Genomic DNA, 24,854 nt, shown 5'->3' on the forward strand with positions numbered 1-24,854 from the left:
TTACCCTAAGCCGAATTTATTGTTTGCGATATTTTTTCAAAGCAAGTACGTTAAGCCCGATGAAGATTGCCGCGAAAGCTACGAGTACGAGAAGATCTTTCGTAATTTCCGTAAAGCCGACTCCTCTGTACATAACGCCTTTTAAGGCATCCGCAGCATAATAGAGCGGCATGATCTTGCCTACGGCTTGCAGCCAATCCGCTATCCCGTCTAGAGGAACGATACCCGCGAAAAAAATTTGCGGAATGACGACGACCGGAATGAATTGAACCATCTGGAATTCGGACGCAGCGAACGTAGACAACAATATTCCTAACGATAAAGCCACCAGCGCAAGCAATAAGTTAATGAGAAGCACGTTCCAAATGGAGCCTACGAGCGAAATATCTAGCACGTTAACGGCGAACAGGACAACTATGATCGTCTGAATGATAGCGAAGATCCCGTATCCGGCCAAATAACCCGTAATCACTTCCGCTCTGCGAATCGGAGTAGACATTAACCTTTCCAATGTTCCCGTCGTCCTCTCGCGCAACAAACCGATACCCGAGATCAAGAACACGAAGAAAAACACGAAAAAACCTACAAGTATCGGGCTCAACACATCGAAGAAGGTCGTTTCGCTACTCCCGTATACATAATCCGTCTCTATGCTGATGGGCAATGAAGATCCTGTAGCATTCTGCGCTAAGCTAGCGACCGACTTATTGATCTTCATGAGCAGAGCCTTCGCTTGCGATGGATCGCTATTCTCTAATAATAAGGTTAGTTTTCCGTCTACTAACCCAAGAATGCCCTCAAGCTTATTTTCTTTAATAACCTCACTCGTTACGCCGTTTACATCAACGATGTCGATATTTCCTTGCTTCAATGCTTCTGCCACTGGCGCCATGATGTTAACTAGCCCCAACTTCGGATTTTCCCCATCTCCATTGCCGTTAAAGATGAAGTACATAAGCGTAAGAATGAGCAACGGAGCTACAAATAACAACGCCAGCGTTCGCTTGTCACGTAGCATCTGTTGACCGATCCTCTTGATTAATGCGCTCGTTCTCATTGGCGTTTCCCCCCGGCATTCAAAAATACATCCTCTAGGCTGTTAACGCCGTAATTTGCCATTAGGTCACGTGGCGATCCGGAGGTGATAATGCGTCCATCTCTGACCATCGCAAGGTAATCGCATCTCCCTGCTTCATCCATGACATGCGTCGTGACGATGATCGTCTTCCCGGCGGAATTTTTCAACCGTAATAACTCGTTCCAGATCGATAATCGCAGCTCCGGATCGATTCCGACAGTCGGCTCATCCAGAATAAGAATTTGAGGATTCTGAATGAGGGCAATCGCGAGCGACAGCCGACGTTTCATTCCGCCGGAGTATGCGGAAACCTTCTTCTTCAACTCATCAGTCAAGTGAACTAGATCCGCGGTATAGGCAATCCGTTCCTTCTGCTCCGCCTTGTTAAGCTTAAATAGGGAAGCGAAAAACTTCAGATTCTCCTCCCCCGTTAATTCCGTATAAAGCGCATCGGATTGCGCCATGTAGCCTATATTTTGAAGCAGCTCTAAATTCGGCATTTTCCGGTTTAATACGTGTACCGTACCTTTATCCGCCTTATCCATACCTACCAACATTTTCACCAGTGTCGTCTTGCCGGCACCGGAAGGACCGATGAGCCCATAAATTTGCCCTCTTTGAATGTCTAGATCGATATGATCCAGCACGGTTTTCTTTCCATAGCTTTTGCTAACGCCTTGAATCCGTACGGAATACTCCATCGTAGTTCCTCCTGCTCTCATTTATAAAAAGTGAGTGGTCACTTTTATTTTATGCAACGGACAACATAATCGTCAATCCTTCTTTTCCTAAAATAAGGGCTTCTACGTCCGCTTGGGTGGATAAAAAAACAGTCCGTACCCTTTGAATTTCAAAGATACGAACTGCCGCTCAGGCTTATGTCCTTTACATCGTTCCGCCGCCACGTCGAACGTTAGCGGGAATTTTCTCCGGGCCTTCGTTGATATACTCGTTAATGAAAGTTCCAGCCTTCTGCTCATCATATGTGGTTAGCTCCATTGTTTTCGTCCAAGCATTCATGATGATTTCCTTGCCTTCCGGAATGTCCGTACTCGGAACGGCGAGTACCCCAGAGCCCGCTTTCGTAAAATGGGACAAGTATTCGACCGCGTCTTTCGTAGCCGAGCTCGCGTCCGGCCGATAATAGATGAGAATATCTCCGTGTTCCAAGTTATGAACCAGCATTTCCGTCGTAGGCTTGTCCGTATAATAGCCGAATTTCAGATCATGAGGGCTGTGCGTACCCGAGGTTGGAAACTTCGTCTCGTATTGGACGGGCATTTCCGAGTGGCCTCCACCAAAATCGTGATCGTTCGTGACTTCGATTGGCGCATGGTAATTCAGGCTTTGCAAATCATATTTGCTCGAAGAGTTAAGCAGCAAAGAGACCAAGACAAGAACGATAGCGACCCCAAGCATCGAATGGGCGGCCAACCGCATTTTCTTGCTCTTCTCCTTCAGCTCGGCTTTCTGGCCCTTCTTCAATTTGCTCGTATTGCTTTTGTTCCATTTCGAAGCCATGCCGTACCCGACAAGCGCTCCGCATAATATAATAACCCCAATAATACCGACGATCATCATTGTCACTCCATATCTTCAGATTTCTTCAGATTAGATAATCAATCACACTACATACCGTAGTCTAAACTTATACGCGAAAACCGGACATCACATCCCCGCAGCGATCATTAGGATCAATACGAACATCAACATATGAATAGACGTCACCATCGAAACCATGTCCAGCTTAACCGGAATGGAGCGATCGGAATTCAAGAGCTGCTTCAGCCTGTAATTAATCGAGCCATCCGCGAAATGGACGAGAACGGGCAAGGATTTCGACTTATACTCTCTTCTAAGCAGCTTTACCATGGCGCTTCCCAAGCCGATCTCCGAGCCTGATCGATGAATCGCGTATTCATCAGCCGCAAGCTCGCTCATGATTTTGTAATTCTGATAACACCAGCGAGTGATCGGAATAAACCATAGCGCTTGCGAGACCAATTGGGTTATGAAGATTTTGATCCCATCCCGATTGATCTGGTGGAACGTTTCGTGCTCGACAACCGCTCTTAACTCTTGTTCTTCCAGCATATCAAGCAATGCGCCAGATATTACGATTCGCGGATTTCGGAATCCGACCGTGAAAGCTAGCAAGCGGTCATGATTGACGACGATAAGCTTGTTAGCGGTTCGGTTCAATTGACGGGATAACTTGTCCGACAGCTGCGGATCGACCAAGGAAACCAAATCTTTCTTGAATTTACGAAGCAGCAGGAACTGCTGTACGGCTTTGACCATAATCGTAATCAAAGTAAAGACAATAAGGGCATTCAGAATAAATGTGATCACGTAATAAGGCACGGAGTTGGGCCTGAATAGCCCAATGCAAAATTCAAATACGTTCTTATGCAAGCTTACTCCCCATAACAAGTGAACGACGTACAACGCCATTTGGCATAATACGATTATCGCGGCGAGCAGGCTTACGCCAAGGACAATTGAGGACTGTTTTCTCCAATGGTTCATTGCGGATTCCTCTTCAACTGTTGAATTTTGAGTTCCAATTCGTCGAGTAATTCCTGATCGACATCCTTCAACACATCGATCATATGATTGACGACAAGACCTCCGAATTCCTCAAATAAATTTTCTGTGAGCCTCTTGGATTGTTCGTCAATGAACCTCATCTTCGATTGGTTGGGTCGATATAGAGATAACCTTGCTTGCGTGCGCTTAACGAGAATTCCCTTGTCGACAAGACGATTCATGACGGTCATCACCGTATTGAAGTTGACTGGCTTATTCCGCTCTAACTTAGCCTGAACATCTTTAATGCTCATCTCGTCCGCTTCCCAGAGCAACTCCATCACTTTCGCTTCCAATGTGCCGAAGAATCGGTTAAGCCCGACCTCATTGTATTTAAAGCTCTTGATGTTCAAGCTCTCAACCACCTTCCACTACACATTATAGTGTAGCATTTTGTCAGATACAAGGGACGATCCTAACCCGAGAAAACGAATCTCCGCCGGGGATGAAGCATACATATCAATCATTCACGACTAGACTTGGGAAGAAGGGATACAATGAAATCCTTCATGCTCTCCCTCGGACTGTTGATTGTCCTCATCACTGGCGTGTTCTTGTTGCTGCCACCCGCACCGAACGCAGCCGCCAAAACCGACTTTCAAGACGGGAATGTCCGGATGACCGTCCTCTCCAACGAGAAAATCGCAGAACGCATGAAGATGAGCACATTCACGCTCACGCTTACGGACTTGGAAGGCAACCCTATCGAGAAAGCAGATCTTAAAGTCATCTTGCAAATGCCGAACATGCTATGCGGGAACATCCCGACGGATATTGTCGAGAGTAAACCCGGAACTTACCTCATATCGGGTATTCCGGTCATGCAAGGAAGCTGGGAAGCACAAGTGTCGCTTCGATTGCCCGACAAGCTCATTCACCTCAACCATCCGTTCACGACTCATTAATTTAATGTCATTAAATAAACAACCTCACCAAAGCCATGGATGGATAGACGGTATCCATCCATTCGCGACAAAACCTTTCATTAGCGATAAAATCCCCATCATATAAGCAAGAGTAGCTCCTGTCGTCCTCATGCCTCTCTTCCATCTCTTCCCGATTCCTCCCGCGAACAATCCCGTCAACACCATTACCGGGAAAGTGGACAGCCCGAACGCTAGCATAACGAGAAACCCTTGCGTCCAAGATGCCGTAGCCGCTGCGTTGATCTGCATCGCATAAGTTAATCCGCAAGGAAGAAATCCAAGCATTAACCCCGTTAAATAAATGCCGGCCAAATCAAATCTCTCTCTGATAACCGCGATTTGCCGGTTAAGATAGCGGCTGCCAGGCAACCGATGATGAAAAATGGGTAACGTATATCGCCAGTAAGTCCATAGCAGTATGAGTATTCCGCCAATGATGCTGGCAATGCTCTGAACGCCGACCAAACCGCCGGCCACGTTCATGAAAGATCCGGCGAATCCCATGAATGCACCGATGAAAGAGTAAGTCGTGACTCGCCCCGCATTATAAGCGAGTACGGATTTCAAAGGAGATTGCTTGGCGTTCAAAGCGAATGACGAGGCGATGCCTCCGCACATAATGAGGCAATGAGGAGCTCCGGCAATGCCGGACATTGCCGCTATTACTAACATGTTGCCCGAGCCCATTCGCGCGCACTCCCCTTCTGCAAGCTTCAATTGTTGCGAAGCCTTTGTAATCTGAGGGCATTGGCTACGACGGTTAAGGAGCTTAACGTCATTCCCATGCATGCCAGCTTCGGATCTAAATATCCTAACGCGGCGAAGGGAACGGCGACAACGTTATAGACGGCTGCGATCGTCAAGTTCTGTCTAATATTTCCCATCGTCCTCTTGCTGATCTTAATCGCATCCACTATGCCGGTTAGCCGGTCGTTAACCAAAATAATATCGCCTGCTTCCCTGGCGGAATTCACCCCGCCCCCCATGGCGATTCCGACATTTGCCGCGGCTAAGGCGGCGGTATCATTGTTACCGTCACCGATTACCGCGACGATACACCCCTTATTGCGCAGCTCGCGAACGACGTTCAGCTTCATTTCCGGACTCATCGCCGCTTGATAATGCCCTACTCCCGCTTCCATTGCGATCCGATTCGCCGATTGATGCTGATCGCCCGTGAGCATCCACACTTCGGCTTGAGCTTTAAGCTTCTTAACAACAGCCGGAGCCTCATACCTTAATTGATCGCTTAAGACCATCCAACCCGCAAGCTTGGAATGAATAGAAACATAGAGAATCGTCTTTCCCGGCCCAGCCGCAATCGCCGAAGGTTGCACCGACATTTGAACCTGCTCCGATTGCATCCATCTGTAATGTCCGACTCGGATCACTTTCCCTTCCACGATGCCTTTCATACCATTGCCCGGAACCTCTACGATCTCTGACGCATCCGGTATGAGGATTCGCCGTTGTTCCGCCGCTTGAACGATCGCCTGCGCGAGCAGATGGGCGGAATGCTGTTCGATCGCCGAAGCCAATCGAACCAAGTAAGCATCCGTTTCCGTCAGGGAATGAACGGCGATTAAGTGAGGTTTGCCCTCCGTCAGCGTTCCGGTTTTATCAAGCAACACGTGATCGACCCGATGCAGTACTTCTAGCGCGCGGCCATCCTTAAAGAGTATGCCGGATTTCGCCGACAATGCGGTTGCGATTAGAATCGATACGGGAGTAGCTAGACCTAGCGCGCATGGACAAGCGACTAACAACACAGACAAGGCTTGACGCATAGCCAGTTCGGAAGCCTGTTCATGAGCGGAGAACATCCACGCTGCATAAGTAATCATAGCAGCCAAGAGCATGAAGGGGACGAAATAAGAAGCGACTCGATCCACCTTGCGTGCGATCATCGGCTTATTGCTCTGCGCCTCTTCGACCATGGCGATCATGCGCGATATGCGGGAGCCTTGCGTGTCGCTTCCCGCTTTAATGAGCAAGCTGCCGTTCAAGCTTCTGGTTCCGCTATAGACTTGATCCCTGGCCGATTTCATGACCGGATAGCTTTCGCCCGTCAATACGGATTCATCGATCTCCGAAACGCCAGTAACGACGATTCCGTCAGCCGAAATCCATTCTCCCGCATTCACTCGCACGATGTCGCCCCTGCGCAATTGTTCGGACGGAATCCACGTTTCCTCCCGCCCGCGAACGACTCGCACGAGCCGAATTTGCAGATCGTATAGCTCGTTCAAATCTCTTAATGCCTTTCCCTTGGCGATGGATTCGAGAAGCTTGCCTAGGATAATAACCGTTAAGATCATGGCAATCGAATCGAAATAAAGCGGGATATGCTCCTCAGAGCCCCGCATGCGGAAGAGCTGATAATGGCTATAGAAATAAGCCGCCGAGGTGCTGATGACGACCAAGACATCCATATTGGCGCTTCGTTGCTTTAATGCCTGATAAGCTCCCTGGTAGAACGGATAACCGATGTAAAATTGCAGAATCGTGGCGATGATCCATTGCAAATAGGCGTTGTGCAGGATATGGGGAACCCAGAGCATGGATAACAACGGCAGATGCGAGAACATCCCCCATAGAAGAGGTATAGATAAAAGCAACGATACGAGGAAGCGCAAACGGTAGTTGCGGATTTCGGATTCGTTCGCTGATTTCGGCCTTCCCCCCCGCTCGATCCCGTAGCCGAGCTGCTCGATTTTACGATAAATATCGGATTCGCTGACAACTCCCCGATCCAACTGAACGGATGCTTGGGCAGTGGCAAGGTTAACTGACACCTCCCGAACGCCCTCCAACCTCCCGACTGCTTTCTCGATCCTCGACGAGCAGGCCGCGCATGTCATGCCCGTAATATACAACCGCAGTGTGTGCAATTCGATCCCTCTTCCCGCTCAACGGATGGTTTCCGCATTTTTGCTTGTCCTTTATTCTATGAGCGGAGTAAATAGATCAGAATAGCCCTAGCGAGCTAAGCGTTATCGGAGTCTTTAATGAACATGCAAAAGGACACCCGATCGGGTGCCCTCCTAATGAACAATTTACGCCAATAGTTGTAATCTACAGATGCACAGCTCCGGACTGCGGTTTCTTCACGGATTCCAGTCTGCCGGCTCCAACGAATAAAGCCGTAATCAAACCAATGCCGCCCACGCAGATGCTAAGAATAAAACCATGATTTATCGCGGTACCCAGCGAGTCTTGAAGAAACCTGCGGATATGAGGATCGATTTTGTCGGCGGCCCGCATTAACAGCTCCGGATTCGCTAAAGTGCTGATTTTATCAGCGGGAATACCTACCTTCGCAGCGCCATCGGATATTAAAGTATTCAGGTTATTATTAACGATGGTCGCCATGATGGATGCGCCTAGCACGCCTCCGATACTGCGCCAGAACCCGACGATCGAGGAACTGACCCCCATGTATTTAGGATCTACGTTCGCGGCTATGGCACTCTGTGCAACGCTCATTAAAGGTCCAACCGCACCGACGCCAAGCAAGATCATCAGGATGATCATATATCCGCTGGAAGCGTCGCTGCTGACAATGGTCAGCAGCGAGGCTACTACGATAGACATCAGCATACTGACGAACATCAGCGTACGGAATGCGAATTTCGCTTGCAAGAAACCGAACAAAATGGCACCTGCGATTAAAGAAGCCATCATCGGAGTCAGCGTTCCATTTGAGTTAGGATGACCTAATACCCCGACCGTAAAGCTTGGTAAATAAGTGATGGCAGAGAACATGAGCACGCCTTGGCAGAAGCAGATAATGCTCGTTCCAAGTACCATCCTGTTCTTAAATATGCTAAGCGGAAGAACGGGTTCGGCGGCACGCAACTCGACAAGAATGAATAAGGTACCAACTATGCCAGCCGTAGCAAATAAGCTAATCTCCTGCCATGAGCCCCAAGCGTAATCTTTCCCTCCCCATTCCAGAGCGAGCATCAGCGATACGGTTGTCACGATAAGGAAAAGAGTCCCCAGATAATCGATCTTCGGCTTATGCTCGGAGCGGGTTTCCTTCAAGGCAATGATTAGAACGATCATCGATGCCAGACCGATCGGAACGTTAACATAGAAGTTCCATCTCCAGCCCAAATGCTCGGCAATGAAGCTGCCCAATTGCGGTCCCGCGACGGAAGACAAGCCGAAGATCGCACCGAACACGCCGGACATCTTCGCTGCATCCTTCGGATCATTGAAAATCGTATATATGATAGTAAAGCTAATCGGAAATAAGGCACCGGAGCCGATTCCCTGAATAACGCGAAACCAAATGAGCTGATCCACGTTATTGGCAATTCCGCACAGAGCGGAACCGATAAGGAACATCCCGATTCCGATCAAGTAAAACCGTTTCCTCCCGAACAAATCGGACATTTTGCCGAACACCAGCATCGTGCTCGTAGCCGCAAGCATGTAAGCCGTGAATACCCAACTGATTTTATCGAAAACGTTAAAGTCTTTGCTTAAATTGCTAATGCACGAAGCAACGATCGTATTGTCCAACGACGACATCAACAGTCCAAGCGCCATTGCGACGATAATTAGTCCTTTATTCGAACCTGTTCCCGCCATTCTAATCCCTCTTCCCTTGTTCTAATTGTTCCATGAGCGCCAAACCTTCTTCTATCGTTTCTAAGTTGGCCTGATATCCCTTGAGCCCCATTTGAATACAGATGATCTTCGCCGGATGCAATCTTTCCCTCTCTTGTGCGAACGTTTCGCTTAAACGCTCTATATTCCTCTGTAATTGTTCTCGGGCTTGCTTCAACCAAGAAATGACTTTGTCATATCCGACATATTCACCGAAAAATAACCGCATTAAGAAATCGGATTTATAAGAATCGTTCTCCACGGGACTGTTCATATAGACGTTAAACTGTTCTCTGCCACGCTCCGTGATGGTGTACACGTTTTTGTTCGGCTTACCTTCTTGCAGTACGTTCTCCTTGGTTATTAGCTGCTCCTTCTCCATCTTGCCGAGCGTTGGATATATCGTTCCATAGCTGGATTGATAGAAATAAGCGAATAATTCCTCCAACACTTGTTTAATTTCATAACCTGAACGCGATTGCTTCATAAGCATTCCTAATATAACGTCTTGGCTGTTCAATTCGTGACCTCCCTATCGTTATTCACCTATTACGATGAATTATTCCAATGATTCCCACAAACAATATATCAGTTCGATATATATCGAGTCAATACATAATTTGAAAAATGTTTCTACACAGGCAAAAGAGCCCATTATCCGAGATCGGATAACAAGCTCCTCTTACATGTTTGCGGCAACACTTATGATTATCGGTTAGCTCTTCGAGCTGTCCACTTCAACGACGGTTACGCGATCATCCGAATCTTCGTCGACGATGCCTTTGGTCGAATTGCGAAATTCGCGCAGCGTATCGCCGAATGCGCGTCCTAGCTGCGGTAGCTTGGCAGGACCGAAGACGATCAGCGCGATGACTAGAATAATAATCAAACCCGAAATGCCAATGTTGTTAAACATAACGGAACACCTCCTTTCCTTCTAGATCATCTCACCGGATTTTAAGTCGGACGGACGGATAGGTTTGCTCTCCGACGATGATATCGCGCGGATAGGAACGCGCTAATCTCAAACAAGAGGATAAGCGGTACCGTAACCGACAGATGCGACACAAAATCCGGCGGAGAGATAAGCGAGCCCAGAATAGCTAAACCGACGTAAGCGAACTTACGAACCTGCTTGATCTTCCCGGGCGTTAACATACCGATTCTCGTTAGGAACATCATCACGAGCGGCATCTCGAAAGCAATCCCCATCGGTAAGAGAAAGCTTGTCAGAAAAGACACATAATGTTGAATACCGTATACCTCATCCGCACCGATTCCCTGATTGAGCTTCACCATGAACTTAATCATCATCGGCAACGCAACGGTATAGCCGAAGCTGACCCCGAACACGAATAACAGGAACGAAGTCGGCACGTAGAGCAAAGTGTTTTTGGCTTCCGAGTCGGTCATGCCGGGCCGGGCGAATGCCCACAAATGATACAAAAGCACCGGCAAAGTAAGAACGACTCCAACCATGAGCGCGCACTTCATATACACGACTAAACCGTCGGATAGCGCAAACACGCTCCACTCAACTTGAACGTTGCCCATGTGACCCTTGATGAAGGTCAATATTTTGGGCGAAATATAGAGACCGAAGCTAAGCGCCGCTATAAAATAAAGCGAGACGTAAATGAGCCGTTTTCGAAGCTCCGATAAGTGTACGACCAGATCCCTATCGACCGATTCAGCGCTCAAACGAGAGAACCGCCTTTCTGTAAATACTTCTCTACGCCTTCGGCCGTCCGATAAGCAAACGCCCCAACGGTAGCCGTTGGATTGTAGCCGCTGTTGTGGGCGAAGTTAGACGCTCCGCAGATGAATACGTTCTCTGCGTCCCACATTTGCAAATAATTGTTTACGACCGAGGTTTTCGGATCGCTGCCCATAATCGTTCCGCCGGTGTTATGCGTGGATTGGTAGGGAACGATATTGTACTGCCTGATCGTATCGTGTATTTCCGTCTTCGTCGCACCCATACCGTCCGCGATTTCTTTTGTTTTCTGCGCGATGAACTTCACCAATTCGACGTCTTGTTCTTCGAAATCGAACGTCATTCGAATAAGCGGCAGCCCTAACGCATCCTTATACTCCGGATCTAGATCCAGATAGTGATGGCGATAAGGCATACTGGCTCCTTGTCCCGCTACCGCGAGTACTCGGTTGGCGTTGTGGATGGAATTTTGCTTGAACTCTTTGCCCCATTTCGGCGAGCCTGCGGGTACTGGCTGGTACTGGATCGGCCGAAGTCCCGTTTGCGTAAAGCGAATATTCGCCCCGTGAAGAAACTTAAGCGAGCTGTGGTCGAAGTTATCGCCGTTAAAATCGTCCAGACTGCTCCCTAACGCGCCTGCACCCATAGCCATATTGAATTCCCGATCTTCATAGAAAGCGGCAGTGCTCGCTCCGTTCACTTGATAGGCATAGTTCCGTCCGATGGAGCCGGTATCCGACTTCGGATCGTAAGGCTGTCCAAGCTTGGATAATAGCAGCAACCGAACGTTAGTAAACACGTATCCCGCCAAAATAACGACATCGGCAGGTTGGATGAATTCCTCTCCGGTCGGCGTGTTCACGTATTTAACGCCCGAAGCCTTCTTCCCGTCGTGAATGATACCTGTTACGTTCGAATGGGTGCGCAATTCGAATTTGCCTGACTGCAAAGCTACGGGAAGCACGGTAACGACGGGATCCGCTTTCGCGCCGTATTCGCATCCGAAGCGCTCGCAATATCCGCAATATTGACAAGCTGCTCGCTCGATACCGTCCGGGTTTTTGTAGGCATCGGACAAATTGGCGGACGGAATGATATAGGGATGGTAGCCAAGCTTCTTGGCCGAATCCTCGAACAGCTTCATGGCGGGCGTTTTTTTCATCGGACCGGTCGCGTAAGGGACGGACATTTTACCGATGTTAGCGGGTACTTCCTTCTCTCCCGAAATCCCTGCCATCTGCTCGTACTTCACGAAGTACGGCTCAAGCTCGTCGTAAGTGATCCCCCAATCCCTTAGCGTCATTCCTTCCGGAATCTTGTTTTTCCCATATCGCTCGACAGTCTTGCTGTAAATTTCAAAATCATACGGCAGAAAGCGGTAATATTGCCCGTTCCAGTGTACGCCCGCACCGCCTAATCCGTCACCTAGAAGGAAGGAGCCATAGGAACGCATAGGAAGCGCCCGCATTTTCTCCGTATTGCGGAAAGTGACCGTCTCCTTGGACAAGTCTTGCATGAGCTCGTAACGAGTCGCATATCGCAACTCGTCATGTACGTGGTAGTAGTCTTGCGTTCCACGGCTTTTCCCTCTTTCAATCCCAACGACTTGATGGCCTGCCTTCGTTAATTCGGCAGCGATAATGCCGCCTACCCAGCCCATTCCGACGATGACGACATTTACTTTCGGAAGTGTGTTCGCCAACTCATTCTCTCCTATCCTAATTCCAGATGATCGTGCAAGCTGAGCGGTTCCATCTTGACGAACTCTTCTTTATCGATTACATCGTAATAGCTCATCTGGTTACCGGGGTAATTGCGCATTTTCCAGCCGGCCATATTCTTGTTTCCGCCATATAACGGATCCGCGTAGGCGCCTTCAAGTGTCAGACTCAGTAACAAGTTGAAGAACGTTGCCGCCGGTACGCCCTTTAGCTTCACGTCGTTGTTCTCGAAGGCGGTCAACACCGCATCTTGTTCCTCGCCCGTCAACTTCGTAAAAGGTTTCTTGTACGTGTTGTTGCTATATTCGTTTAACGCATCTAAGCCCAGTGCCAGGAGCTCTCTTCTCTTAAAGGTGAGCTGGTAGCCTTGAGATGCCTCAGAAGCGTAGAACGGCGGCATCATGTAATCTCGCGCATTCATGCCGTAAGCGCTGTTCATCTGATGGTCGATGAAGAAGGCGACTCCAAGCTCCTTGGCCCCCGGTCCCAGATCGTCCTTCGGAAACAACCGTTCCGATGCCGCTTCCGTGATCAAGAATTGATCCTGCGTGAAGAACATCAGCGCCTGATTATAGTCTCTATCCGGAGCGGCAGCCGGCGCCCCAGGCTCTACGGGTGCCTCTTCCTTCTCCGATTTCTTCAAGCTTGATCCGACGATACCCCCAATAACGCCGCCAACGACAACGCCACCGATTGCCGTACCCGAATATTTAAGAAATCTTCTTCTCGATTCATCTTGGGGCTTCTGCGATTGTTCATTTGCCATTATCGGAATGTCCTCTCTTCTTATTAGGGTTAGGATATATGGAGAGTGTTTCCCTAAAAATGGATTTTCATCCAACAAAAAAAAGACCCCTTCGGATTGCGAAGAGGTCCTTTGATTGACTCATTTGTTTTGCTAAAGCCCTAACCGATCATTAACCGACTTTTAATTGATAGCCGACCCATTCATGATAGCGATAAGGCTGGAACTGAACTTTGAATTCCGTCACCGAACGTTCGATGGATTCCTTCACTGTGCGATCGACGATGACAACGCCGCTCGACATATTGGCGTATTCGACCGCGCTTGCGATAGCCTCTCCGTGGTATAACTGGTTCGTCGGCGTTTGCAAGCCCGTTTGGAAGCTATATACGGCCCCCATGCTAATGCCGATCCCGCACTGAAAGCTCTTATCGATTCCCTCCTCTTTCAGAGAAGGCACAATGACATTCGAGATCGCGTTAAGGATCTGGATCCCGCAAATGCAACTGCGGCTGGCCGCATCGGGCTCGGACATCGGGAAGATCGCCGTATAGGAGTTAAGGTTGGTTTCGATTAACGTTCCTCCCCAGCCGGTTACGATTTCGGAAACGACGGAGATAAACCGAATGATGCTGGATTGCGTTATCGAAAGATCATGAGCATTATCGCTCCGGCTGTTGCCGCCGTTCTCGACGGTCATGTGAAGCACGGTATAATGCTCCTCCGTCGGGCGGCTTTCCGATTGCTCGGCCGGACTATCGATTATCAGCTTGGACTTCATCATAAGATCCTTGTAAGTGGCTTTGACCGTATCCGTATGGTACATAAACACACCTCCTAAGATTAATGTTACAGTCTTCGTTATCTCGATAAATACGAAAAGACCCGTACGTTATCGAGAGAGGGAGACTCCGATAATGAAGGGTCCTAAATAAACAGAAAAGACCCTTGTGAAAGGGTCCGAAGTTTAGACAATAGACAGACCCATCTCCTGCTGACGAGGTTAGCTGACGGACTCGGGTAAGATGGTACCCTTCATTCCGAAGAATGATTCGCCCCTATTAACTGGTTCCCCCGCTTCTCTACCTTCTGAAAGGCCGAGAACTAAGCGATACTTAATTTTAACGCCGCTAACCGGTAATTGTCAATCACTTAATAAACATCCATGTTGACTAAGTAGCCGCTTAAAGCTAAAATAACTAAATAACAGCTTATAGCCACTTCGATATTCCGAATAGCCAGGCGGAAGAGAATCTTATCTTTCTCTTCCGCTATTCTTTATTCCTATACATTCTAGAAAGGTGTTTGATCATGACGACTGATTACCGCATCCTGCTCTACTACAAATACGTTCCTATTTCGGATCCTGAAGCTTTCACTGCCGAGCATCTTCAATTTTGCAAGGAGCTGGGAATCAAAGGACGGATTCTCATCGCCAGCGAAGGCATCAACGGAACGCTTTCCGGCACGATCGAACAAACGGAACGCTATATGGAGACGATGCATGCGCATCCTCTCTTCTCCGATCTTCTCTTCAAGATCGACGAAGCAAGCGGCCACGCTTTCAAGAAACTATTCGTTCGCCATAAGAAAGAGCTCGTCACTCTTCGATACGACAAGAAGCTTGATCCGAATACAGACGGCGGCGGCAGGCTTACGCCCAAACAATGGCATGAACATTTGGACAGGGACGACGTGCTTATTCTCGACGGCAGAAGCGACTACGAGTACGATCTCGGCCATTTCCGCAATGCGATCAAACCGGACCTGGAAACTTTCCGCGAATTCCCGGAATGGATCAGAAATAACCTCTCGGAGCATAAAGACAAGCGGATTCTGACCTACTGTACCGGAGGCATTCGCTGCGAAATGCTCACGGCCGTCCTTAAGAACGAAGGCTTCGATGATGTTTTCCAATTAGATGGCGGTATTGTCACCTACGGACAAGATCCTGAAGTACAAGGCAAAGGTTTCGACGGCAATTGTTATGTGTTCGATGAACGCGTTTCCGTGCGGATTAACCAGACGGACGAGCACATTCTCGTCGGTGAGTGTCATCACTGCGGGACGAAAACCGACCGATACATCAACTGCAAAGACGATACCTGCCATCTTCAGCATTTGGTGTGCGAGGAATGCGAAACGACTAAACGGGGATATTGTTCAACGGATTGCGAAACTCATGATCTCGTCGCTTCCGGGTCCGTTCTGTAATCATTTGCGGTTATCTGGAGGTTACGACATGAAAGACGAGTTGGACTTATCTACCCGCAATAGAATCATGCAGATGTTAAAGACGTCCGGAGAGCTTACGACCAAGGACTTAACCGACCAGTTGGGGATTACCGGAATGGCCGTAAGACGCCATATCTCTATTCTGGAAAAGGAAAACCTGATCCAGTTTACTAAAGTCCGAATTCCGATGGGCAGACCTGCCGCCGTTTATCGGTTAACGAATGACGCGGATGATTTTTTTCCGAAAAATTATCATGCCGTGGCGCTCGACCTGCTCTCGGAACTGGAAGGCGAGGCCGGTGAAACGATGGTTAATCACCTCTTCGACCTGCGCAAGACGACGCTAATGAAACGATATAGCGACAAAATGGCGAACAAGGACTTGGAGAGCAAGATTGCCTCCCTCTCCGAAATCCAGAACGAGAACGGTTATATGGCAACATGGGAGAAGAGCGGTGAGCACGACTATACGCTAACCGAATACAATTGCCCGATCTCCCGGGTTGCCAATAAATATAACCACGCCTGTTCTTGCGAGCTAAGCCTGTTCGAATCGTTGCTCGAAGCGGATGTTAGCCGTTCCGATTGCTTGGCCAAAGGGGACAAGAAATGCGTCTACCTGATCCGCCCTCGATGACGAAACTATTACTCTTATAACGAAAAACGCTTCTATCCCGTGATTGCAGGGTAGAAGCGTTTTTCGTTATTTCAGGTTAATGTACATCAAATGCAAGTTTTTCATATGATCCTCGACTTTGGATGCCGGACCATCGGAGACTGCTTGACCTTTGTACAGTACTTTCCCACTCGTTGCATCAACTACGGCAACATACTGATTATTCGCTTTGCGAAGCAGCACATAGACCTTGTCTCGTCTGACTGATCCCATAACCATTTCGTCCACGTCGAACTGCCCAGTCGATACCTCTGACACCCCTGATAACTTTTGATTGTTCGCAACGTCGAAGCGAGATACAAGGATCGCTGTCGTATCCGTTCTAAAGCTCGAAAGAGTGCTCCCGTTCAATATATAGCTTGCGGAATCACGTTTGATATCACCCTGATCTCGCTCTAGTGGCAAGTCCGTTAACTTACCTGTCAGGTAGGAGTACGAAATGAGGTTCTCTGACTTCAACTCTACCCTATAGGAACCGCTTCCTTCTTGATTCCATTTCTCTTTGCGAATTCTCAATACGGCATACTCGCCCGGTTCAGAACGAATCTCATTGGAGATCACGGACAGATTGAAATGATCTTTCTCTTCGGCTTCAACTTGATATAACGTATCATTTCGAATAATCGTCCCGTTTGTCAAATCTACCGTGTAGACGTGAAACTCGTAATTATTATTCGATTGCGAAGAAACAAGGATATGAACCTGATCGCCAATCCGTTGCACGTCTCCGATAGATATGTAATTATAATCGCTAGATTGCATGATGCTCGTACGGTAATGGGTGACTTTCCTTGTTTTCTCGTTCAGGAAATCCATTTTCAGAACGGCTTCTTGTATGTTATCCGGAGAATAATCCAATCTCGTATCTGCATAGATGAGCCAATCTTCATCTTTGTAGAATCCATCCATCGAGATCTTTCCTCTCATGAAATTTCGATGCTTATTCTTTAAATCCTGGAATTCCTCCTGACCGTAGAGCCAAGAACGGGCATTCTTCACATTTGTCTCATAGAGCGAATAATCCTTTTTATACGTTGTCCCAACCGTATTCATGTGTAAAAAATCGGAATGCAATACGCCGCCATACCACCCGTTAATCTCTACTTTATCCATCTCTTGCGGATTGCCTTCAATCGTATTTAACTTATAATCCGGTAGACGTTCCATCGTGCCGTACACGTAGTAAGTGCCGATAGCGGCAACAACGAATACGCCCAACAACGCGGATAGCCAATAACGTTTCATTGTCGTACCCTCCCTTCTATACTGTTACTTTCTTCGTTATTAAACGGAAGCTGAGCCACAAAGACACCGTGACGATGACGGCCCAAATCATTAATTCAATCCCCCAAACTTCTTCCGGATAAAGATAGGATTCGGAATTATCGATACCGGCGAAAATCGGAAAGGATAATGCCAACATACAAACCAAAACATAAAGAACGCCATAGACAATCCCGATTACCCGATAACTTCTTTCGAGCAATATCGCCGTAAAAACGACCACCAATGCCATCGCGCCAAGTCCGTACGAAAATACGAATTGATCCAAGTGACTCGGCAATAACATTTCGAAAATCTGATTAACGGAAACCGCGTCCATAAAGTACGAGGGTTTGATTAGATCCGCGGGAACGATAAGCTTAAAAATCAAATGCTCTATAGGAAGAAGCAACAATTGAAAGGAAATAAGACTGAATACGAACAATAGAATTGCCGTTAGCTTAGCCAAGTAAATATGACTTCTCGCCGTAGGCAACATGAGTAAGCGGTATACGAACGTATTGCGGCCGAACCAATCTCGATACCAGATCAAGAACGCATACAAACATAGGACGGATATGCTAAGGAAGATCGGAATAGCAAACCAAAATTGGGTGCTTGCTATCGTTTGGGCGAACGACATGTTCGACTCCGCAAATCCATATTTCTGCATCGCTTTCTCATTCAGGGCTATTTCATCGTTAAGGTACCAGATCAACGCCGTGAATTGAACAATGAGCGTAATCCCCATTAATCCGGCCAAGATGTATCGGAATCTATGAACTTCCATATGTACGAGCTTCAAGTAGCGGTTCACGCGTGATACACCTCCCTCATGATGTCCACGATAGACTTGCCTTCTTCGCTGCGAACCTCTTCGCAATTAAAATCGCGGAAAATCGTTCCCTTGTCCATAATGACCGCCTTATCGATCAAGTGCTCGATATCCCCGATCTCGTGCGTCGTTAATAGGACTCCACGATCTTCGATAAGATGGCTGGAGAACACCTCGGATATAAGCTCGCGGCTAAATAGATCGATGCCCGAGAACGGCTCGTCCATCAGCACGTAATCCGTGTTCTGCGCGAGGCCTAACACCAGGTTGAATTTAGCGGCCGTTCCCTTGGAGAGATTGCCGATCTTGTCCGAGCTCTCCAATCGGAAGAACCTCATAAGCTCATCCGCTCTCCCGGTATCCCAATTGGCATAGAAATCGTCCATAAATCGCAATCCTTCGGATAATCTCATGCCCAGCGGCATCGTCAAGTGATCGGGAATGAAAGCTATTTTCTCATAAGCCAACTTGTTAAGAGGCTGGCCATCGATTAGAATGTGTCCGCCGCTAAGCGGGGTGAGTCCCATAATCGCTTTCAATATCGTTGATTTGCCGGCACCGTTCATTCCCGTCAAACAGGTGATTTGCCCTTTTTCCGCCGTGAATGAAACTCCGTTCAACACTTTGCGCAGACGATATCTTTTACGTATGTTATTCACTTCAATCATCCCGATTCCCCCCACTTTCCGGCAAAGCGGACTGGCTTCTCTGCTCCGAATATTTGACTTTAACTAGCTCCAATAACTCTTCGACGGGAACGTCGATCTTCCGGACCGAAGCGACGAAAGCTTCAACGGCTTCGCCTAACAGCTCCGATCGGATCGCTCTTAGCACGTTCTCGTCTACCGTGATTCGGCTAGGCGAATTTCCTTCCGTGACGATCAATTGCCGCTCCTCCATCTCTTTATAAGCTCGCTGTGCGGTGTTGGGATTAATCTTCAGCAATGCGCCCAGCTCTCTTCTCGAAGGGATCACCTTACCTGCCGCTAGCCGTCCGGTTACGATCTGTTCCTTGAAATGCCGAACGACCTGCAGATAGACCGGATCCCGATTGTTAAACGCGACTTCCTCCCAGCCTTCACCTGTTTTCATCCCGATACCTCGCAATCTTCAAGTGTGTGTACTAAGTAGTTCATACACTCATAGGTGTATTATGCCCGTAGTACACCCGGCTGTCAACCCCGTTTTGTACTTGTCGGCGGGTCTCTAACAATAACAAAGGACTGAGCAGATTAAATCTCTGCCCAGCCCCCTATTCATGTTCCTGTATAGATCAGAACAGCATCCCTCAGAAATTGCGCGACTCCCGGTTGATCCTTATCGTAATAAGCGGTGAATCTTTCATCGTCGACATACATTTGCGCGACTCCCGCGTGTGCTTCCTTACTATAAGAATCCCAATAGAAGGTTAGCCATTGTCGATGCAGATCCGCAGCAGTCTGGGCAAGCTCGCCCGCAGGATTACCCGTGGCAAAAGCTTCTGCCAAAGTTGCGTGAATTTTCGCGGCTAACTGCTCGACTTCGTCATATTGCTGCTCCGTCATCCCTTTGATCTTCTGGTTCGCTTTGGCAATCTGATCCTCTCCATACTTGGCCCTAATCTCGGCTCCATACTTCCTATCGTTGTCGTCGATCAACTTTTGTTTGAAGCCTTCGAATTTTTGCTTGTCGCTCATCGTTAAATTCCCCTCTCGGCTTGCTAAGGTGAGATCGATGTTCGCTAGTAAGGCATCCAATTGTTGCCTCTTGGCCAGCAGATTGTCCCGGTGTTTTCTCAAAGCGCTTTCCGCATCGAATTGTGGAGAAGTCAATATTTCCCGAATCTCTTCCAAGCTTACTTCAAGCTCGCGATAGAAGAGAATTTGCTGCAGCCGATCCACCTCTTGCTGTCCGTAAATGCGGTAGCCCGATGAATTGATTCTCGCCGGCTTGAGAATCCCGATTACATCGTAATATCTGAGCGTCCGGGTACTGACTCCAGCCAATTGCGCTAGCTTCTGCACGGTATATTCCATCTTTAATCCCCCCTTGCACACTGATCGTACACCTTTACGCAACGTAAATGTCAACACGCATATAAACTAAATCATTCACCTATAAAAATAATTTTAATTTGCTAATGTTTCGTGTATAATCTACAATCATTAAGTATAAAAATGCATGGTTTGTAACAGTTAATGCAAATAATTTTAGGGAGTGTTATGAAAGAGTGACAACAATCACAGCTGAGCAATCTTCAACCGCGCAAAAATATGTTCAATCTGTTTACGAAGCCGTTATTAAACGCAACCCACACGAAAGCGAATTTCATCAGGCGGTTAAAGAAATTTTAGACTCCCTTACTCCTGTATTTGCAAAACATCCAAAATATATGAATCAAGGGATTCTCGAACGGATTGTAGAACCGGAACGCGTCGTATACTTCCGGGTACCCTGGGTAGACGATAGTGGCAAACCTCAAGTCAACCGTGGCTTCCGCGTACAATTCAACAGTGCAATCGGCCCTTATAAAGGCGGTCTTCGCTTCCACCCTTCCGTTAACGCAAGCATCATCAAATTCCTCGGCTTCGAGCAAATCTTCAAGAACTCCTTAACAGGCTTGCCAATCGGCGGCGGTAAAGGCGGCTCCGACTTCGACCCTAAAGGCAAATCAGACAACGAAATCATGAAATTCACCCAAAGCTTCATGACTGAGCTGTACAAGTATATCGGACCAGACGAAGACGTACCTGCTGGAGACATCGGCGTAGGCGCTCGCGAAATCGGTTATATGTTCGGACAATATAAACGGATCAGAGGCGGGCATGAAGCTGGCGTTCTAACGGGCAAAGGCATCATCTACGGAGGAAGCCTCACGCGTACGGAAGCAACTGGATACGGCTGCGTTTACTTCGTTAACGAAATGTTAGAAGCCAAAGGCTTGAGTTTCCAAGATAGCACGGTCGTCGTTTCCGGTTCCGGTAACGTATCTATCTATGCGATCGACAAAGCGACTCAACTTGGCGCTAAAGTTATCGCATGCAGCGATTCCAACGGATACATCTACGATCCTAAAGGCATCAACCTTCAAACCGTTAAACGTTTGAAAGAAGTTGAACGCAAACGGATTAGCGAATATGTAGACGAACACCCGCATGCCGTTTATACGGAAGGCTGCGCAGGCATCTGGTCCATCCCTTGCGATATCGCCCTTCCTTGCGCTACGCAAAACGAGATCGACGAAGAAGCTGCTCAACTGCTCGTTTCCAACGGTGTCAAAGCGATCGGCGAAGGCGCTAATATGCCTTCTACCCTCGAAGCGATCGAAGTGTTCTTGAACAATGAAGTTCTGTTCGGACCTGCGAAAGCAGCTAACGCCGGCGGCGTTGCGGTATCCGCTCTGGAAATGTCCCAGAACAGCATGAGACTTTCTTGGACGTTCGAAGAAGTTGACGCTAAGCTTCACGGCATCATGAAAAACATCTACCAAAACAGCGTAAAAGCCGCTCAAGCATACGGACATCCAGGTAACTTGGTCGTAGGCGCTAACATCGCCGGTTTCATCCGCGTTGCTGACGCTATGCTTGCTCAAGGCGTTGTGTAAGCAAATCATCATTGTAATACAGCAAAAAGCAAAGCCAAATGGCTTTGCTTTTTTTTTTGAAAAGTTATGTTATATCCTAATGTTGATATTTGACAATACGAGAGCCGCCTTAGTGAAAAGGCGGTTTATTGAGTTATCATATCCGTCTTAGTTCAATCTACTATGATCCTATCTCCTTTACTATTCGGATGAGAAATTACCAAAAACTCAATTTCATCTTTTGACTTATTAAACATTTGGTGTGGTGTCAGAGGGGGAACCTCGATGCCCTCTTGTTGATTTAAGATAATTTCTTTATCACCAATTTCCAAAGTTGCTGTACCAGATAGGACAAAGAAAAATTGGCGAGCATTTTGATGATAGTGCTTTACTTCCGAAGTATTTATTGGCATTCGTTCATGAATAATGCTTAACTCTTGATTTTTAACTAAATGCCACCCATCACAAATTCCAGCCCAAATATAATGTTCTGCATTTTGTTTGCTTATTTTCAATTCCATTGCTCCCTAAATACTTAGTTGATCAACATCAAAGATTAACAAAGCCTCATGAAAATAGAGTTTTCTTGCAAATAAGAACATGACAACATGTTAAGGCATCTTACTCAAACGGACACAGAAGCCCTTATTTGTGAATTTTAGGGACCAATCGCACTCTAACGGACATGAGCGACCTTATTTGCCCGTAATGGCCCCAAAATGCATGGATTTTTGTGAAATAAAGTCTGTGGTGTCCGCAAGTATCCATCAAAAGAGGTCTTTACGGCAAATAAGGTCTCTGGTGTCCGTTCAAATTCGATCATTATTGACCAGGAAAAACTAAAGATAAATTGTCGGATGGGAAAGTGTCGGCGGGAGTTATCGTAATCGCACGAATCGGTTTTCCGGTATTTGTGCCCATGAAGGTAAGATTCATATTGCCGTTCCGATGCGCAATGGTAAAGGTGATCGTTAGACGATTGGCTTTCCCTTCTACCCGCACCCCGGCTAATTGACCGATTTGAGACAAGGTAATTTGGTCCAAACCTACAGCTTTCGGCTGAATGGAAATAGAAGTCACTTCATTGTTTATATCATTCAACCCAATCTTCGAATACCTAGGAGAAGCTCCTTCGGTAGAAATGCGGTTGAATAGATCGAGAAGCTTTTGCCGATTAGAATGAGGGTATTGATTGATCTTCACTTGCCGGAGCTTCACCGTTATCGAATTGAACACAACTTTCCCGGCTTTTTCATCGAATTGCTTCAACTCCGCATCCGGGCAATCGTAAGTATCGCAAACGTTGAGGAACGATTGATAACGATCATCCCAATGTTTTATTAGTTCTGAAGGCAAATCCTGCTTCTTGAACAAACTCGTATATTTCTCCGCCTTCAAATTTCGGCTCAAATTCATAATCGTAAGATTCCAGCCACCGCCGCGCCAGTTCCCAACGACAGGCAGCATCACAACTTCTTTGTTTGTCATTTGGAAAAAACCAAAATGGCTCAGTACCCTTAAATCAAGAGATCCGATAAAATCGTCGTCATTATCGTCAAACGGCGATCCATGGGATCTAAACACGGATACCGTACCGTCCGTGAACCGAATTTGCATCACGTGGCTAAGCGGAGTTGCTTGGCACCCGCCAACCCAACAGCTAATCTTGCTCTCGAATCTCTTTACGTAATCGACTCCTGAATTTTCAGGGTGAATGCTCGTCGTCTTCCAATAGCCTTTCACATTTGCTAAATAACCGACATATCGAGAGTCGGTTGAATATTTCGAGCGCAGGGCAGTGATTAGCTTTTTCTCTGCTTGGCTTACTAAGATCAGGGCCTTGTCCTTGTCCCCTGCCCCAAACGACTTTTCGGCTTGCGTCATAAGTGAATTGACCGCGTTAACATCCGAGACGAATCCATTCGCCCCGGAATCCTTCGCCCAGCTTGTCGGACTGATCACGCACGATAGTACCGAAAAAACCAACAGCATTTTACTCATCATTCTCAGCCCAACCGACATTTCAATCCGCTCCTAAGTTGTAATGAATCTATCAATTAGACTTAGTTAATTTAGACGGATTGTTTACTTTATACAAAATTTCTTTGTTGAACTTCTTATCTACGACTTTCCCTTCGAAGGAAAGAATGTCCCCTACCTCGAGACCGAAGCCTTTCAACGTGTTGCTATACCCGCACCAAGCGTCGCCGATCGCTAACGGCGCATCTCCGACAATCGCGACTTCCTCCAATAAGAGAATCTCGTCGTCGTTGTCCGAGAAAGGATTGGGCTTGGTCGTGAACTCTTTTACCTTAGCGGTGAACTTCACCTTGTCGAGAGGCAGCTCCACCTTTTCTTTTTTCTCGGCTTGCTTCTTCGGAGCTTTAGGAGCTTTAGGGGCTTTGGGTGCCTTCGCGGCTTTCTCCCCTGCTGGTTTTGTCTCCGATGCTTCCACGATCGGAGCCCCTTCTTCCAAGCCTTCCGCATCCTCGACGACAATTTCCTTGCCGAAATTGCTGCCCTGCATTTCTTTCAAATAAGAAGGATGAATACAAGATAAGCTGCCATCCTCGAATTCAACGACCAACACATTCAGGTTTCTATATTCTTCATATCCTATGATCGTGACTAAGCTTTGGCTTGACGCGCTCTTATACCAGAATTGTTTCTTAGGCGTTTTGCCGAATAGCCCCCAGCTTCTTCCACGATCTCCGTAGTCCTCTTCGTTCTCGAACGTTATGTACTCTCCCTTGGGCGGATAAAATTGAATTTTGCTCGCATTGGACATGATCTTCCATTCCTTTCATCGACGGCTTGTACAATCCATTGACCTAATTGTAACTGTGATTAAGCTTTAGAACAACGGATAACCCTTACCTTTCGCATAACA

At 47.5% G+C, this 24,854-nt stretch carries 26 protein-coding genes and 1 riboswitch; of the genes, 4 read left to right on the forward strand and 22 right to left on the reverse strand.

What is annotated here, in order from left to right; genetic code table 11:
• Nucleotides 1-16 precede the first annotated feature (16 nt).
• From L3D05_RS13590 to L3D05_RS13610, 5 genes are all read right to left on the reverse strand, one after another.
• Entirely contained in the window at nucleotides 17-1,057 is a 1,041-nt protein-coding gene (locus L3D05_RS13590; protein WP_239616611.1) for an ABC transporter permease, read from the reverse strand.
• Complete coding sequence (locus L3D05_RS13595) at nucleotides 1,054-1,779, reverse strand: ABC transporter ATP-binding protein (protein ID WP_239616612.1); 726 nt, start codon at nucleotides 1,777-1,779, stop codon at nucleotides 1,054-1,056. Before L3D05_RS13595 ends, L3D05_RS13590 begins: the two co-directional genes overlap by 4 nt.
• Before the next feature lie 184 nt (nucleotides 1,780-1,963).
• The gene (locus L3D05_RS13600; RefSeq protein ID WP_239616614.1) at nucleotides 1,964-2,659 is read right to left on the reverse strand and encodes a DUF3105 domain-containing protein; all 696 of its coding nucleotides are present in this window, start codon (nucleotides 2,657-2,659) and stop codon (nucleotides 1,964-1,966) included.
• Nucleotides 2,660-2,746: 87 nt separating this feature from the next.
• Nucleotides 2,747-3,607, reverse strand: a complete 861-nt coding sequence (locus L3D05_RS13605) for a M56 family metallopeptidase (protein WP_239616616.1) — start codon at nucleotides 3,605-3,607, stop codon at nucleotides 2,747-2,749.
• The gene (locus L3D05_RS13610) at nucleotides 3,604-4,020 is read right to left on the reverse strand and encodes a BlaI/MecI/CopY family transcriptional regulator (RefSeq protein WP_239616617.1); all 417 of its coding nucleotides are present in this window, start codon (nucleotides 4,018-4,020) and stop codon (nucleotides 3,604-3,606) included. Before L3D05_RS13610 ends, L3D05_RS13605 begins: the two co-directional genes overlap by 4 nt.
• A gap of 144 nt (nucleotides 4,021-4,164) precedes the next feature.
• Between L3D05_RS13610 and L3D05_RS13615 the strand changes: the two genes are divergently transcribed.
• The gene (locus tag L3D05_RS13615) at nucleotides 4,165-4,572 is read left to right on the forward strand and encodes a FixH family protein (protein WP_239616619.1); all 408 of its coding nucleotides are present in this window, start codon (nucleotides 4,165-4,167) and stop codon (nucleotides 4,570-4,572) included.
• 24 nt (nucleotides 4,573-4,596) lie between these two features.
• Here the strand turns inward: L3D05_RS13615 and L3D05_RS13620 are convergent, their stop codons facing one another.
• From L3D05_RS13620 to L3D05_RS13660, 9 genes are all read right to left on the reverse strand, one after another.
• Complete coding sequence (locus L3D05_RS13620; RefSeq protein ID WP_239616621.1) at nucleotides 4,597-5,280, reverse strand: sulfite exporter TauE/SafE family protein; 684 nt, start codon at nucleotides 5,278-5,280, stop codon at nucleotides 4,597-4,599.
• A gap of 26 nt (nucleotides 5,281-5,306) precedes the next feature.
• Entirely contained in the window at nucleotides 5,307-7,484 is a 2,178-nt protein-coding gene (locus L3D05_RS13625; protein WP_255807510.1) for a heavy metal translocating P-type ATPase, read from the reverse strand.
• Between the two features lie 184 nt (nucleotides 7,485-7,668).
• A complete protein-coding gene (locus L3D05_RS13630; RefSeq protein ID WP_239616623.1) occupies nucleotides 7,669-9,192 on the reverse strand; it encodes a DHA2 family efflux MFS transporter permease subunit in 1,524 nt (507 codons plus the stop codon).
• Nucleotide 9,193: 1 nt separating this feature from the next.
• A complete protein-coding gene (locus L3D05_RS13635; RefSeq protein WP_239616624.1) occupies nucleotides 9,194-9,730 on the reverse strand; it encodes a PadR family transcriptional regulator in 537 nt (178 codons plus the stop codon).
• 195 nt (nucleotides 9,731-9,925) lie between these two features.
• A complete protein-coding gene (gene tatA, locus L3D05_RS13640; protein ID WP_239616626.1) occupies nucleotides 9,926-10,126 on the reverse strand; it encodes a twin-arginine translocase TatA/TatE family subunit in 201 nt (66 codons plus the stop codon).
• Nucleotides 10,127-10,167: 41 nt separating this feature from the next.
• Entirely contained in the window at nucleotides 10,168-10,911 is a 744-nt protein-coding gene (tatC, locus tag L3D05_RS13645) for a twin-arginine translocase subunit TatC (protein WP_239616627.1), read from the reverse strand.
• Nucleotides 10,908-12,629, reverse strand: a complete 1,722-nt coding sequence (locus tag L3D05_RS13650; protein WP_239616629.1) for a GMC family oxidoreductase — start codon at nucleotides 12,627-12,629, stop codon at nucleotides 10,908-10,910. The genes tatC and L3D05_RS13650 overlap by 4 nt, the downstream gene beginning before the upstream one ends.
• An 11-nt stretch (nucleotides 12,630-12,640) precedes the next feature.
• Nucleotides 12,641-13,414 carry a gluconate 2-dehydrogenase subunit 3 family protein gene (locus tag L3D05_RS13655; protein ID WP_239616630.1) on the reverse strand — a complete coding sequence of 258 codons (774 nt, stop codon included), beginning with the start codon at nucleotides 13,412-13,414 and terminating at the stop codon, nucleotides 12,641-12,643.
• A 151-nt stretch (nucleotides 13,415-13,565) separates the two neighbouring features.
• The gene (locus L3D05_RS13660; protein ID WP_239616632.1) at nucleotides 13,566-14,219 is read right to left on the reverse strand and encodes a hypothetical protein; all 654 of its coding nucleotides are present in this window, start codon (nucleotides 14,217-14,219) and stop codon (nucleotides 13,566-13,568) included.
• Between the two features lie 153 nt (nucleotides 14,220-14,372).
• Nucleotides 14,373-14,514: riboswitch (cyclic di-AMP (ydaO/yuaA leader) on the reverse strand.
• 190 nt (nucleotides 14,515-14,704) lie between these two features.
• Between L3D05_RS13660 and trhO the strand changes: the two genes are divergently transcribed.
• Both trhO and L3D05_RS13670 read left to right on the forward strand, forming a co-directional pair.
• A complete protein-coding gene (gene trhO, locus L3D05_RS13665) occupies nucleotides 14,705-15,607 on the forward strand; it encodes an oxygen-dependent tRNA uridine(34) hydroxylase TrhO (RefSeq protein WP_239616634.1) in 903 nt (300 codons plus the stop codon).
• A 28-nt stretch (nucleotides 15,608-15,635) separates the two neighbouring features.
• Nucleotides 15,636-16,265 carry a helix-turn-helix transcriptional regulator gene (locus L3D05_RS13670; protein ID WP_239616636.1) on the forward strand — a complete coding sequence of 210 codons (630 nt, stop codon included), beginning with the start codon at nucleotides 15,636-15,638 and terminating at the stop codon, nucleotides 16,263-16,265.
• Nucleotides 16,266-16,331: 66 nt separating this feature from the next.
• Here L3D05_RS13670 and L3D05_RS13675 read toward each other — a convergent pair whose 3' ends face one another.
• The 5 genes from L3D05_RS13675 to L3D05_RS13695 all read right to left on the reverse strand — a co-directional run bounded on the left by L3D05_RS13675 (nucleotide 16,332) and on the right by L3D05_RS13695 (nucleotide 20,417).
• The gene (locus tag L3D05_RS13675) at nucleotides 16,332-17,549 is read right to left on the reverse strand and encodes a hypothetical protein (protein ID WP_239616638.1); all 1,218 of its coding nucleotides are present in this window, start codon (nucleotides 17,547-17,549) and stop codon (nucleotides 16,332-16,334) included.
• Between the two features lie 16 nt (nucleotides 17,550-17,565).
• Complete coding sequence (locus L3D05_RS13680; RefSeq protein ID WP_239616639.1) at nucleotides 17,566-18,384, reverse strand: hypothetical protein; 819 nt, start codon at nucleotides 18,382-18,384, stop codon at nucleotides 17,566-17,568.
• Nucleotides 18,381-19,070 carry an ATP-binding cassette domain-containing protein gene (locus L3D05_RS13685; protein ID WP_239616641.1) on the reverse strand — a complete coding sequence of 230 codons (690 nt, stop codon included), beginning with the start codon at nucleotides 19,068-19,070 and terminating at the stop codon, nucleotides 18,381-18,383. Before L3D05_RS13685 ends, L3D05_RS13680 begins: the two co-directional genes overlap by 4 nt.
• Complete coding sequence (locus L3D05_RS13690; protein WP_239616643.1) at nucleotides 19,063-19,494, reverse strand: GntR family transcriptional regulator; 432 nt, start codon at nucleotides 19,492-19,494, stop codon at nucleotides 19,063-19,065. Before L3D05_RS13690 ends, L3D05_RS13685 begins: the two co-directional genes overlap by 8 nt.
• 164 nt (nucleotides 19,495-19,658) lie before the next feature.
• Nucleotides 19,659-20,417 carry a MerR family transcriptional regulator gene (locus L3D05_RS13695; protein WP_239616645.1) on the reverse strand — a complete coding sequence of 253 codons (759 nt, stop codon included), beginning with the start codon at nucleotides 20,415-20,417 and terminating at the stop codon, nucleotides 19,659-19,661.
• 194 nt (nucleotides 20,418-20,611) lie between these two features.
• Here L3D05_RS13695 and gdhA point away from each other — a divergent pair, with 194 nt between their 5' ends.
• Nucleotides 20,612-21,985: an NADP-specific glutamate dehydrogenase gene (gdhA, locus tag L3D05_RS13700; protein ID WP_239616646.1), complete on the forward strand. Its 1,374-nt coding sequence runs from the start codon at nucleotides 20,612-20,614 to the stop codon at nucleotides 21,983-21,985.
• 152 nt (nucleotides 21,986-22,137) lie between these two features.
• On the opposite strand, the gene L3D05_RS13705 is transcribed toward gdhA, so the two are convergent.
• The 3 genes from L3D05_RS13705 to L3D05_RS13715 form a co-directional block, all read right to left on the reverse strand.
• Nucleotides 22,138-22,479 (reverse strand): cupin domain-containing protein, encoded by a 342-nt coding sequence (locus tag L3D05_RS13705; protein ID WP_239616648.1) that lies wholly within the window; start codon nucleotides 22,477-22,479, stop codon nucleotides 22,138-22,140.
• 307 nt (nucleotides 22,480-22,786) lie between these two features.
• Complete coding sequence (locus L3D05_RS13710; protein WP_239616649.1) at nucleotides 22,787-23,986, reverse strand: hypothetical protein; 1,200 nt, start codon at nucleotides 23,984-23,986, stop codon at nucleotides 22,787-22,789.
• 31 nt (nucleotides 23,987-24,017) lie between these two features.
• Nucleotides 24,018-24,752 carry a hypothetical protein gene (locus L3D05_RS13715; protein WP_239616651.1) on the reverse strand — a complete coding sequence of 245 codons (735 nt, stop codon included), beginning with the start codon at nucleotides 24,750-24,752 and terminating at the stop codon, nucleotides 24,018-24,020.
• Nucleotides 24,753-24,854 lie beyond the last annotated feature (102 nt).

Origin of the sequence: Cohnella mopanensis (assembly GCF_022352055.1) — a bacterium.
In the GTDB taxonomy this organism is placed as follows: domain Bacteria; phylum Bacillota; class Bacilli; order Paenibacillales; family Paenibacillaceae; genus Cohnella; species Cohnella mopanensis.